Here is a 12,344-nt window from a genome sequence, read left to right as displayed (position 1 = left end):
AACACATGAGTACTTTGGAATCAGTTTTTTGGCATGTTTTGGGCTATGCAGCCATGCCAACCATTTTTGTAATGGGATTCATTGGTGTAGCAGTGGTTTCTTTAGCGGTTTTGTCCAAATGGGATAAAGACCAATAAGTTGGCACGATAAATCTTTTCATCTAAACGCTTAGTAGGCATTATTAGCCTACTAAGTCGTTCAAGCTTGTAATCAAATGCAATCAAACCCCCTCATAAAGTTAACAGGAGTTGTTCTCGCTGGCGGTAAATCTCAGAGAATGGGAAGCGATAAAGCAGCGCTAGAGTGGCAGGGGAGTAGTTTACTTAAATCTAGGCTTAGCTTGCTTGAAGAGACATTAAAAAACGAATGTTATGTGAGCGGCAACTATCCTGAGTTTCGTCATATTGAAGATTCTAGTGAATCGAAAGGACCATTGTCTGGCATACTTTCATGCCTTCAAACCCTTAACCAGCGGTTTTGCCTGTTCATCCCTGTTGATATGCCCCTACTCAATATGCAAGTTCTTGATGTGATTATAAATCAACACCAAACTGAACCTGGCAATTACTATTTCTCAAATAGTGTTTTTCCTATAATTGTTGAAGCTAATGCCAAGAACTTGTCCTGTTTAACTGATGTTTTGTCTTTGCCAGTGGCAAAGCAAAGGTCAATAAAAGCTTTTTTAAACCTTATTCAAGCCACTGAAATTGAAATACCAAAAGAATTAGCGTCTGCAATGGTAAATACCAATACTCCCGAGCAGTGGCAACATATACAAGATAAAGTTGGAGAATCATAATGAGCCATCTGGCTAACGATACGCAAACCTTCTTAAACATCGCGGTATTAACCGTTTCCGATACACGCAATGAAGATACTGATACTTCGGGGCGTTATTTGGCTGAAGCACTAACAGAAGCCGGCCACAAACTTGCTGATAAACAAATTGTTATTGACGATGTTTATCAAATCAGAGCCATATTAAGTAACTGGATTGCTGACGAATCAATAGACTGTGTTATTTCTACCGGAGGCACCGGTTTTACTGCACGAGATAATACTCCAGAAGCGGTAAGTGTATTATTTGATAAAGACATTGAAGGTTTTGGAGAATTGTTCCGCCATATTTCTTATACCGAAATTGGAACGTCTACGGTGCAAAGTCGCGCATTAGGCGGATTTGCCAATAAAACAGTGATCTTTTGTGTTCCTGGGTCAACCAACGCTTGTAAAACAGCATGGCAGAAAATCTTGTTAGAGCAACTAAATAGCACCCACAAACCCTGTAATTTTGTGCCTCATATAGGTCAAAAATAATGAGTGAATTTACTCATATTAATGCTTCTGGTGAAGCAATTATGGTGGACGTCTCAGAAAAGACCGAGACAAGCCGTATCGCTAAAGCGCAGGCTATGGTGCAAGTTAATCAGCAAACCGTAGATAGCTTGTTAAATGGAGAGCAGCACAAGGGCGATGTGTTTGCATGTGCTCGTATAGCTGGAATTCAAGCGGCTAAAAAAACATCCGAGTTGATTCCACTATGCCATCCCTTAATGTTAAGCAAGGTTACCGTTGATTTAAGCTTAGATGAAAAAACTGGCATTATTACGGTAGTAAGCACCGCAAAACTAAAAGGCCAAACCGGTGTAGAGATGGAAGCGCTAACCGCTGCTAGCGTAGCTGCGCTAACCATTTATGATATGTGTAAAGCGATTCAAAAAGACATCACTATTAAAGATGTAAAGCTACTAGAAAAGCATGGCGGAAAATCAGGTTCGTTTAGCGCCGAATAATCAGGTTCGTTTAGCGCCGAATAATCAGGATGTTTAGATGATAATTAAAGTACTATTTTTCGCTCGTTTAAAAGAGCAGTTAGGCGAAAGCTCGATAAGTGTCGAGCTAGTAGATGGTAGCGATACTAATACCCTAAAGGAAACGCTGCTTGCTAGAGGCGAGCAATGGTTGGCCTTAAATGATGAGGCGATTTTGATGGCAGTTAACCAAAACCATCTTAGCCAAGTTGCAACCCTAAACAACGGTGACGAAGTTGCATTTTTCCCCCCTGTTACAGGCGGTTAGATGATTAAAGTACAGCTAGAAGATTTTGACGTTGGAGAGGAATACCAACGTTTGCGAGAGCGAGCGAGTGCTGGCGCTATCGTATTTTTTGTCGGTCTAGTTAGAGATATGAACTTAGATCAACAGGTTAAGGGGCTTCAGCTGGAGCATTACCCAGGTATGACCGAGGTGCAGCTGGAGAACATTGTCGCTGAAGCAAAAACGCGCTGGCCAATCCAAGACGCAAGTGTTGTTCATAGGGTTGGGGATTTAGATGTTAGTGACCAAATCGTTTTTGTTGGGGTAAATAGTGCTCATAGGGAAGCATCCTTTGAAGCCTGCCATTTCATAATGGATTACCTTAAAACTAAGGCTACCTTTTGGAAAAAAGAGCGCACTTTAGGCGGTGATGTTTGGCTTGATGCTCGCGAGTCAGATCTTAAAGCGAAAGATAAATGGTAGCCCGTTTAGCTTGTATAGTTGCTGTTTTTGTTAGCTCAATTGCTCTCGCTAAGCCAGTTACCATTGCCGTGGCTGCCAATTTTAAACAAACCTTAGAACTATTGGCGGAAGACTTTAAAACCCAACATACTGAATTCAACTACAGAATATCTAGCGCTTCAACGGGGATTTTGTATAACCAAATAAGTCACGGTGCCCCCTTCGATTTATTCTTCTCGGCTGATGACATTCGGCCAAAACAGCTGGTAGAAGAAGGAAAAGCACGCCAGCAAATGGCCTATGCGTATGGCCAGCTGGTATTTTGGGCTCCAAACTTTTTAGATAAAAATGGCGATAAGGTAACAGATAGCAGTTTATGGGATAACTGGGAACAGATGTACGCCTACGCAAACCCAACACTAGCACCATATGGTTTGGCAGCCGAGCAGTTAGCTAAACAGAAAAATAATGATGCCAAAATAGTGTTGGCGAACAATGTATCTCAAGTATTTCAATTTATCTCTACTGGTAATGTCGCAGCAGGATTTGTAGCTCGCTCAATTCAAACTGATTTTAATGGGTCTTATTGGTTGGTACCGCAAGATTTACATAAGGGGGTTGCTCAGCATGTTGCCTTGCTTAGTGATGAATCTCAAGCTATTGAATTTTATAACTACTTGTTAAGCGAGAACGCACAAACTATTATCACTGAAAATGGATATTTGTTACCCAAAATATGAGCGATGCTGAATACCAAGCCATTATTCTTTCTGTAAAACTTGCAACGATTAGTTGCTTAATCTTATTGCTAATAGGCACTCCTTTAGCTTGGTGGTTAGCGCGTAGTCAATCTAAGTTAAAGCATGTTGTTGAAGCGGTCGTCGCATTACCTATTGTCCTACCTCCTACAGTGTTGGGCTTCTATTTGCTGATTGGGTTCGCGCCTAATAGCTTTTTTGGGCAATGGTGGCAGGCTATAACCGGTAGCCAATTGGCCTTTAGCTTTTCGGGGCTGGTATTTGCCTCATGTTTGTATTCCTTACCTTTTGTCGTTCAACCCATCCAAAGTGCTTTTAAACAAATTGAACCTGGCGTATTAGATGCCGCAAAAGTACTCAGAATGCCTAGGTGGAAACAGTTGTTGTCTGTGGAGTTACCACTGGCAAAAAGTGGCTTTATTGTTGCGATGGTATTGGGGTTTGCGCACACCTTAGGTGAGTTTGGGGTGGTGTTAATGATTGGGGGAAATATCCCTGGAGAAACCCAAGTGATTGCGATTGCGCTGTTTGATCACGTAGAGAGTCTAAATTTTGCCGCTGCCCACCGTTTAGCCTTAGTGTTATTGGGTATTTCATTTTTCGCTTTATTGCTCACTTATGGTGTGACCGGAGCTAAGAAGCGGGTAGGGAGTGTGGGTGTTAAGTTTTAATCTACATTATCAAAGAGACGATTTTGAGTTAAGTGTAGAGGCCTGCTCTCTACCTTTGCTTACCGGTGTGTTTGGACCGTCCGGAATTGGTAAAACCAGCTTATTGCGCTTACTCGCTGGATTAGAGCACCCTAAAACTGGTGATATTAAATACTTAGAGCAAGTATGGTTTGATAGCAATAGCTGCTTAGCCTCATATCAACGACCCTTAGCCTTTGTCACTCAAGGAAGTTTTCTTTTTCCTCACTTAACGGTGGCAAAAAACATCAAACTGTCTCAAAGGGTGAGTGCCAGTGATTTAGCATATTTAGTTGAAAGTTTTGGTGTTAAAAACCTTCTTAATAAAAATGCCCAGCAGCTTTCTGGTGGGCAAGCCCAGCGAGTCGCGCTGGTAAGGGCGTTAGCAACCAAACCCAAAGTATTGTTGTTAGATGAAGCGTTCTCAGCTTTAGATCGAAAAGCTGCTACCAATTTACTGAAAATATTGAAAAAGTGGCTAAAGCAACATCGCATCTGCAGCTTGCTTATTTCTCATAATCCAGAAGACTTAGTGTTTTTTAGCGATAAGGTGCTGTTAATGGAAGACAGCCAAACACTTACGCTTGGAAATAGTCTTGAGTTGATTAATCAATATAACGGTAAGGCTAAACAAGCCATAGTGTTAAGTGTAGAGCGTAGTGAGCGTTTGGCAGATGAGGGATGGCGTTGGTTTAAGCTGGGCCAGCAATACATCTTAGCTGAGAGCCCAGAGGTACTGGACGAAGGGGTTCATTTAGTGAGTATTTCACCAAGTAACATTGTGTTGTCTAAACAATTTGTAGAAAGTTGTAGTGCTCAAAATCAGTGGCAAGCCGAAGTATTATCGGTTAATTCTTTGGAAGGTACCTATTATGTTGAAGTGAGTTTAGAAGGCGTGGCTTTTAAAGTGCCTATCTCTCCTCAAGCGCAACAGGCTTTGGCATTAAAAATGGGAGAGCAGATATTTTTAATGCACAAAGCAGTTAAGTTACATAATCAATTCTAACTAAAGAATTGGCTCGGCAAACATTTCTATAGTCACCACTTCACCGGCGCTTACACGGCCTCTATCTTGCTCTAGTACTACGAAACAGTTAGCCTCAGTTAAGCTGGTGAAAATGGCGCTACCTTGAGCACCGGTCGATTTTACTTCTAGTTGGCCGCTGGCACTGATACTTGCAAAACCACGTTGATAGTCTGTTCTACCTGGTGATTTCTTGAAATCTTGTAAAGACCTTGCCGGTATTGCGAGCGGCTCTTTGTAGTCCCATCCACACGCTTTTGCTATTACTAGCATTGCCAGTTTGTAGAACGTTACATAAGCCGAAACCGGGTTGCCAGGCAGGCCAATAAAGTATGAATTTGGCAGATTACCGTAAGCAAAAGGTTTACCCGGCTTAATCGCTAGTTTCCAAAAATTTATGTCGCCAATTTCATCTAAAACCATTTTAGTGTAATCGGCTTCGCCTACCGATACTCCACCGCTACAAATGACTATGTCAGCAATTTGGTCTGCTTTTATAAAGGCTTCAGTAACCAGCTGTTTATCATCGGCAATAACGCCTAAATCTATTATCTCAACAGGTAATTTTGCGAGTAGGGCGCGAATAGCAAAACGATTACTATCGTATATTTGACCATGCTTTAGTGGGTTGCCAGGTTGAATTAGTTCGTCACCGCTAGAAAACAATGCCACCTTTAGTAGGCTTTGAACTGATATTTCGTTAATACCTAGCGTAGCGAGTAAACCTATGTGGCTTGAATTTAAACGGGTCTTCGCTGGGATAACAACTTGTCCTTGTTTAACATCTTCACCTTTTAAGCGAACATTTTTGCCCTTGTTGATTGGCTGCTTAAATATGATCTGTTGTTCATCGTCTGCATTAATTTCAGTGTTTTCTTGCATTTCTATAGCGTCACAGCCGGGAGGTAGAGGAGCGCCGGTCATAATTCTTACGCAATGACCAGGCTCTAAGGCTAGTTGCTGGGTATCTCCAGCAAACACTTTGTGACTAAGTGGAAGAGTTTTATTGTTAGGTAGTTGTTCTGCACAAATAGCGTAACCATCCATCGCGCTATTATCGAAGGGAGGTATATTAATAGGTGACACAATGTCTTCTGCTAATACTCTACCTAGCGCATCTTCTAAACTCACGGTCTGTATTTGGGTTTTTAGGCTAGCGCTATCGCGTAATAAAGACCTTGCTTGTTCAATGGGCATTAGACCTGGTTGGCTACAGCAATCCATGTATCTTCCTATAGGGTAATGAGTTTGAATATAGCTGAAGATTATCGCATTTATATGGGTGTTTATCAGTGATTCTTGGCAATTTATAAAGCAGCGAAACTTTCTTTAATCTCGTTGAAGTTTGTATAGTTTTGTCAGCAAGTTGACACAATATTGGTGATTAAGTTTGTATCATAGGATTAATTTTAGTTTTTGTGCTGCAAGCCTTGCTTTGTAAGGCTGAAATAAGGAGCTTATTTTCACTAACAATGCTTTTAACTTAAAGGTATTCTGTGTAACATGTTGTTCACAACTGGTCATCGGTCACAGTTTAGACACTTATCAAGGGAGTTGATATGTCAAGCGAAGCGACACCTAATTTGGTGGTTCGTTCTATATCAAGTATTGAGCTTTATCAGTTTTGCGAATTACTGATGGAAGCAGCAAGTTGGTTCGAATCAAGAGGCGAACCGCTTTGGAAATTTCATCAAATTACTCCACATTCTTTACTTGCTAATCATCGTTTAGATGAAATGTACATGGGATATATTGCAGGCAAACCTGTAGCAGCCATGATTCTAAATAATCGTAGTGGTGCAATTGAGGTAGAAGCCGAGGTAAGGCGTGAAAGCTTGTTTATGCACAAACTTACGGTTAACCGGGATTTTGCAGGAAAAGGGCTGGCTAAACTAATGGTTGATTGGGCCCGCTGTTATGCGTTAAATCAAGGATTCACGCTACTTAGCCTTATATGTAATTGTAGAGATGAACGCCTACGCTGGACGCTTAGTCAATTTGGTTTTGATGAAGTTGAGCAACTTAACGCGCAATATCAATTGCAGCGCTATTTTTGTTTAGACCTTGATCGCTGTAGCGTTCCCTTAGAGAACATGCCAGTAGAGAGCATCGGCTTCGAATTTACAGGTCTAAACGAAGTAAAACCAGTGCTGGGCTAGCAGCTGGTGTTTTGTTTAAAGGCTTTAGCTAAGGGGAAGGTGCAGGGCGTAGGTTACCGTTATCACACCCAGCTTAAAGCCCTTAAATTAGATCTTGTAGGTTATGCAAAAAATTTAGACTCTGGAGATGTTGAAGTCGTCGCAGAGGGAGACGAAGCCAAGCTTCTTGAGCTGTTGTCTCATCTTCATCAAGCATCTCCTTATGCGGCGGTGCAAGAAGTTAAAACGCTAAAGATGTTACCAATCGACCAGCTTAGCTACTCAGGTTTTAATACTTACTAGAATTAAAAAAGGCGCTGATTAGCGCCTTTTTATGTTCTACATTACTCGCATACCCGGTTGAGCACCTTCTCCGGGGCTCAAAATCCAGAGGTCTTTCCCACCAGGGCCTGCAGCAAGAACCATTCCCTGAGACTCTCCAAAGCGCATCTTACGAGGTGCTAGGTTAGCTACCATAACGGTTAGCTTGCCTTCGAGATCTTCTGGTGCGTAAGCTGACTTAATGCCCGCAAATACTTGGCGAGTTTCGCTACCAATATCCAACTCAAGGCGAAGTAGCTTTTCCGCTTTTTCTACATGCTCTGCTTTAACAATGCGAGCGATACGTAGATCTATTTTTGCGAACTCATCGAAACTGATGGTATCAGCTATGGGTTCAATCTCGCTGCTAGTGTTACTTGCTGGCTTCTCTTCTTTTGGCGCTGCGGTAGCGCTAACCAAGTTATCTTTAGAAGCATCAACCATTGCCTCTACGTGCTTCATATCAATGCGCTGCATTAATGCTTTAAAGCTTTGGATTTCATGATTAACTAAGGTGTTATTTATGTCAGCCCACTTGAGTTCTACATTTAAGAATTGCTCAACTTTGTCTGCTAGTTTTGGCAGCACTGGCTTCAAGTAAGTGATTAACACACGGAATAAATGAATTCCCATTGAACATACTTGGTGAGCACGTTCTAAGGTTTCTTCATTTTTAGCTAATTGCCATGGTGCCTCTTCTGCAATGTATTGATTTGCTTTATCGGCTAAAGCCATTATTTCTCGCATCGCTTTACCAAACTCTCGGCCTTCGTATAAAGCTGCGATGTTTGCTTCAGCTGCGACAAATTCGTCTAATAAAGCTTGGTTGCTTACCACTGGAGATAGAGTGGCGTTAAAGCGTTTACTAATAAACCCTGCGGTACGGCTAGCAATGTTAATTACTTTGCCTACTAAGTCTGAATTAACACGTTGTGCAAAATCTTCTAAATTTAGATCTAAGTCGTCAATTCTGTTATTTAACTTAGCAGCATAGTAGTAACGCAAGTACTCTGGGTCTAAATGGTCAAGATAAGTGCGGGCTTTAATAAATGTGCCGCGTGACTTAGACATTTTTGCGCCATTTACCGTTACATAACCGTGGGCATACACGCTGCTTGGTTTGCGGAATCCGGCACCTTCTAGCATGGCTGGCCAAAATAGGCTGTGGAAATAGATAATGTCTTTGCCGATAAAGTGATAAACCTCTGCGTCAGAGTCTTTGTTCCAATAATCGTCAAAGTTTAAATCGTCGCGCTTGTCACATAGGTTTTTAAAGCTGCCCATGTATCCAATCGGAGCATCTAGCCATACGTAAAAGTATTTGTCTTCTGTATTTGGAATTTTAAAACCAAAGTAGGGCGCGTCACGGCTAATATCCCACTGCTGAAGGCCTTGCTCAAACCACTCGTTAAGCTTGTTAGACATTTCTTCTTGTAGCGAACCAGAGATTGTCCAGTCTTTTAGCATGTTTTGAAATGCTGGTAGATCAAAGAAGTAATGCTCTGAGTCTTTAAGAACTGGCTCGGCACCAGAGATTACAGATTTAGGTGACAGTAGATCTGTTGGGCTGTAAGTAGCGCCACAGTTATCACAGTTATCACCGTTTTGATCTTCGCTTTTACATTTAGGGCAGGTGCCTTTTACGAAGCGATCTGGCAAAAACATGTTTTTCTCAGGATCGAACAGTTGAGAAATTGTTCGAGTTTTTATGTGACCCGCTTGATTAAGCTTGTTGTAAATCTCTTCTGATAGCGCTTGGTTTTCTGGGCTATGAGTAGAATGATAGTTATCAAACTCGATGTGGAACTCGTTAAAGTCTGCACTGTGTTCAACGTGAACCTGGTTAATCATTTCTTCAGGGGTAATGCCCATCTGCTGAGCTTTCAGCATGATCGGTGTACCGTGCGCGTCGTCTGCACATACATAGGTACACGTGTTACCACGTAGCTTTTGGAAACGAACCCAAATATCTGTTTGTATGTATTCGAGTAAGTGGCCTAAATGTATAGGACCATTTGCATAAGGTAAGGCACTGGTAACCAGAATTTTACGTTGTTCGTTTGTCATGTGATCTACTGTTAGCTCAGTCAATTAACGGGTAATTCAAGGGTGCCAATATTACCTTAAGCGGCAAGTGATGCCTAGTATCCTAACGCTTGCCTGAATAACTTATAGGTAATTAAGTTGAAAAATAATGTTAGGCGCCATTCGCATAATGACTAATGGGTATATTGCACCTATAATTGCGGCAAAAGAACTAGGTTATTTCTATGCAAAATCAAGATCATAATATCGTAGTAATTGGGATCTCTGGGGCGTCGGCTTCTGGTAAAAGTTTATTTTCTCAAACCATTGTTAACGATATTCGCACCGAACTAGGTGATAGCTGCATTGCAGTAATTAATGAAGATAGTTACTACAAGGACCAAAGCCATATAACGCCTGAGCAGCGCAAGCAAACTAACTATGACCATCCTAAGTCTATGGATCATGATTTATTGGTAGCACATTTAAAACAGCTTAAAAGCGGTGAGTCCATCGAGCAGCCCCAATACAGTTATAAAGTTAATAACCGTATGGCAGAAACCAAGACGGTAGCACCTACAAAAATTATCGTATTAGAGGGTATTTTGTTATTCACCGATCCTGCTATTCGTGAGCAGTTGGATATCAGCATTTTTGTAGATACACCTTTAGATATTTGTTTAGCAAGAAGAATCCAAAGGGACGTAAAAGAACGAGGCAGAACTTTGGATTCAGTGTTGTCTCAATACCACAATACCGTTCGGCCTATGTTTCTCCAATTTGTAGAGCCCTCTAAGCAATACGCTGATGTGATTGTTCCAAGAGGTGGTAAAAATCGAATCGCTATCGATATTATTAACGCTAAAATTCGTGACTTGTTGGCCTCTAATTAGCGGGTTAACTAAACACTGCCAAAACAGACTAGATAAGTAATAGAAATATAAGTTTTAAATTATCATTAATAATTAAGCACATACTTACTCAACAGCTTTGTAAATAGGGAAGATTATGAAAAAGTTGCTCTATGTTGTCGCAGCCCTGATTGTTTTATTGGTTGTCGGTGTTGTCGTCGCGGTATCAATGGTAAATACCGACGATATTAAAGCGCTTTTGGTAGAGAAAACCAAAGAATCAACCGGAAGAGAATTAGTGATTGATGGGGATTTAGCTTGGCGCTTCTTCCCTAGTATCGGCTTTGAACTTGGTAGCTTGCGCCTGCGTGACAACCCTGAATTTGGTGACGGTAATACTGTTAGTATCGCAGGAGCTGAAATGTCAGTGGCTTTGATGCCTTTGTTTAGTAAAAGCATTGAAGTGGGGGATATCTCAGTTCGAGGTTTGACCTTACGCCACCAAACTAAAGCGGATGGAACAACCAGTCTTGACGACTTAACCCAGTCTAAAGAAGCCGAACCTGCTTCAAGCGAACCTAAAAGTATTGAAGAGTCGTCTGGTACATCAGCTGCTGGGTGGAACGTTCGATTAGCTGGTATCGAAATTGTTGATGCTAATGTTGAACTCATCGATTTAGCGCTAAACAAAACTCAAAAGTTAGGTCCTGTTAACTTTACTTTAGACGGTTTAGAACTAGGTGAAGATAACGGTTTTAGCCTTTCATTAAAGTTTGATGATGGCGAAATGTTGGTAGAGCAACAGGCAACAGGTTTGATATTCATAGCCGAAGACTTTAGTCGAATTGCCTTAAGCGATGTTAGTAATGGCTTGAATTTACAAGGCAGCGCTATTCCAAATGGTGCAATGAATGTTCAAACTGATTTAGCGCTGTCTTACACAGTAGCAAGCAAAACAGCAGAGCTTTCTAAACTGGCAGTAGATATTGATGGCAAAACGCAATTAGTAGGTACCAGCAGCGTAGTACTAAATAACATACCTAGTATCAAATTTGATTTAAATATTCCATTACTCGATACCTCCAACTTTATTAGTGAGTCGTCTGCAAGTAGCAATACAACTGATGATGGAAATTCGTCAAGTGAAGCGCCTGGCCAAGAACAAGAGCCTGATTTAACCGTTTTGAAAACGCTCAATTTAGACGGCACTCTTACAATAGATAAATTACAACATCAGAAGCTCCACATAGAGGACATCAAACAACAAGTTCAGATTAAAGACGGAATTCTACGTTTAAAAGAGTTAAGCGCAAACTTGTACGATGGACGCTTAGAGAGTAACGCGGTGATTAACGGCCAAAAGCCAGTGGCTAGTTACTCAATGACTGCTAAATTAAATGGGGTTCAAGCGAGGCCCTTGTTAAGTGATGCTGCTGACTTTGATTTTGTTGCAGGCGGGCTAAACGTAGATCTTGATCTTAAAGGCACTGGTTTAACGCCTACCGCCATTAAAAAGAAGATATCTGGTCCAATAAACGCTACGTTTACCGATGGCGCTATCTATGGGGTTAACATTCCGCAAATGATCCGCTCTGCTAAGGCTACAATTAAAGGCGGTGATAAGCAGCAAGCGCAGCAAGAGCAAAAAACAGATTTTAGTGAGTTGGTGATAAACTCAACCTTAGGTAAATCCTTAGCTAAGGTAAATAAGATGCAAATGTCTTCGCCTTTGTTACGCATTGACGGTACTGGTCAAACTCACTTGATTAATGAAAGCTTGGATTTCACTTTTATTACCAAAGTGGTTGCTAGCCTAGAAGGGCAAGGTTCTAAAAATGACTTAGCTGGCTTGGATATTCCGATTAACGTAAAGGGTAGCTGGACTGAGCCAAAAGTTAATTTAGACATGAAAAAATTGTTTGAAGGTCAAGCTAAAGAAGCGGTTAACAAGGAACTTAAAAAAGCCTTGGGCGACAATGAAGATAGTAAGAAGTTACTGGATAGCCTAGGCGGCTTCTTCAACTAGATGGTAAAAGGCA

General features: G+C 41.3%; 15 protein-coding genes. 13 read left to right on the top strand and 2 right to left on the bottom strand.

Going from position 1 to position 12,344, the window contains the following annotated elements; translation table 11 throughout:
* Positions 1-5: 5 nt before the first annotated feature.
* From ACYFDN_RS00445 to ACYFDN_RS00405, 9 genes are all read left to right on the top strand, one after another.
* A complete protein-coding gene (locus ACYFDN_RS00445) occupies positions 6-137 on the top strand; it encodes a TIGR02808 family protein (protein ID WP_016401813.1) in 132 nt (43 codons plus the stop codon).
* Between the two features lie 77 nt (positions 138-214).
* The gene (gene mobA, locus ACYFDN_RS00440) at positions 215-799 is read left to right on the top strand and encodes a molybdenum cofactor guanylyltransferase (protein WP_483509636.1); all 585 of its coding nucleotides are present in this window, start codon (positions 215-217) and stop codon (positions 797-799) included.
* Entirely contained in the window at positions 799-1,317 is a 519-nt protein-coding gene (moaB, locus tag ACYFDN_RS00435; protein ID WP_483509634.1) for a molybdenum cofactor biosynthesis protein B, read from the top strand. The genes mobA and moaB overlap by 1 nt, the downstream gene beginning before the upstream one ends.
* Positions 1,314-1,793, top strand: a complete 480-nt coding sequence (gene moaC / locus ACYFDN_RS00430; RefSeq protein ID WP_483510043.1) for a cyclic pyranopterin monophosphate synthase MoaC — start codon at positions 1,314-1,316, stop codon at positions 1,791-1,793. Before moaB ends, moaC begins: the two co-directional genes overlap by 4 nt.
* A gap of 37 nt (positions 1,794-1,830) precedes the next feature.
* A complete protein-coding gene (moaD, locus tag ACYFDN_RS00425; RefSeq protein ID WP_483509633.1) occupies positions 1,831-2,079 on the top strand; it encodes a molybdopterin converting factor subunit 1 in 249 nt (82 codons plus the stop codon).
* Entirely contained in the window at positions 2,080-2,520 is a 441-nt protein-coding gene (moaE, locus tag ACYFDN_RS00420) for a molybdopterin synthase catalytic subunit MoaE (protein WP_483509632.1), read from the top strand.
* Positions 2,514-3,239: a molybdate ABC transporter substrate-binding protein gene (gene modA / locus ACYFDN_RS00415; protein ID WP_483509630.1), complete on the top strand. Its 726-nt coding sequence runs from the start codon at positions 2,514-2,516 to the stop codon at positions 3,237-3,239. Before moaE ends, modA begins: the two co-directional genes overlap by 7 nt.
* Positions 3,236-3,928: a molybdate ABC transporter permease subunit gene (gene modB / locus ACYFDN_RS00410; RefSeq protein WP_483509628.1), complete on the top strand. Its 693-nt coding sequence runs from the start codon at positions 3,236-3,238 to the stop codon at positions 3,926-3,928. The genes modA and modB overlap by 4 nt, the downstream gene beginning before the upstream one ends.
* Complete coding sequence (locus ACYFDN_RS00405; RefSeq protein ID WP_483509626.1) at positions 3,915-4,952, top strand: ATP-binding cassette domain-containing protein; 1,038 nt, start codon at positions 3,915-3,917, stop codon at positions 4,950-4,952. Before modB ends, ACYFDN_RS00405 begins: the two co-directional genes overlap by 14 nt.
* Here the strand turns inward: ACYFDN_RS00405 and moeA are convergent, their stop codons facing one another.
* Positions 4,953-6,194, bottom strand: coding sequence for a molybdopterin molybdotransferase MoeA (gene moeA / locus ACYFDN_RS00400; RefSeq protein ID WP_483509624.1), 1,242 nt, complete (start codon positions 6,192-6,194; stop codon positions 4,953-4,955). It lies immediately after the preceding gene.
* Between the two features lie 335 nt (positions 6,195-6,529).
* On the opposite strand from moeA, the gene ACYFDN_RS00395 reads away from it, so the two are divergent.
* Complete coding sequence (locus ACYFDN_RS00395) at positions 6,530-7,129, top strand: GNAT family N-acetyltransferase (protein ID WP_152784690.1); 600 nt, start codon at positions 6,530-6,532, stop codon at positions 7,127-7,129.
* Positions 7,130-7,135: 6 nt separating this feature from the next.
* Positions 7,136-7,411, top strand: a complete 276-nt coding sequence (locus ACYFDN_RS00390; protein WP_483509622.1) for an acylphosphatase — start codon at positions 7,136-7,138, stop codon at positions 7,409-7,411.
* A gap of 36 nt (positions 7,412-7,447) precedes the next feature.
* Here the strand turns inward: ACYFDN_RS00390 and metG are convergent, their stop codons facing one another.
* Positions 7,448-9,496 (bottom strand): methionine--tRNA ligase, encoded by a 2,049-nt coding sequence (metG, locus tag ACYFDN_RS00385; protein WP_483509620.1) that lies wholly within the window; start codon positions 9,494-9,496, stop codon positions 7,448-7,450.
* Between the two features lie 203 nt (positions 9,497-9,699).
* On the opposite strand from metG, the gene udk reads away from it, so the two are divergent.
* Positions 9,700-10,347 carry a uridine kinase gene (gene udk, locus ACYFDN_RS00380; RefSeq protein ID WP_016401799.1) on the top strand — a complete coding sequence of 216 codons (648 nt, stop codon included), beginning with the start codon at positions 9,700-9,702 and terminating at the stop codon, positions 10,345-10,347.
* A 115-nt stretch (positions 10,348-10,462) separates the two neighbouring features.
* Entirely contained in the window at positions 10,463-12,331 is a 1,869-nt protein-coding gene (locus tag ACYFDN_RS00375) for an AsmA family protein (protein WP_483509618.1), read from the top strand.
* Positions 12,332-12,344: the final 13 nt, after the last annotated feature.

This window comes from Agarivorans sp. D1326, assembly GCF_056958115.1.
Note: the sequence above shows the minus strand (reverse complement) of the source record. Positions and strands in the feature narration are given on the sequence as shown.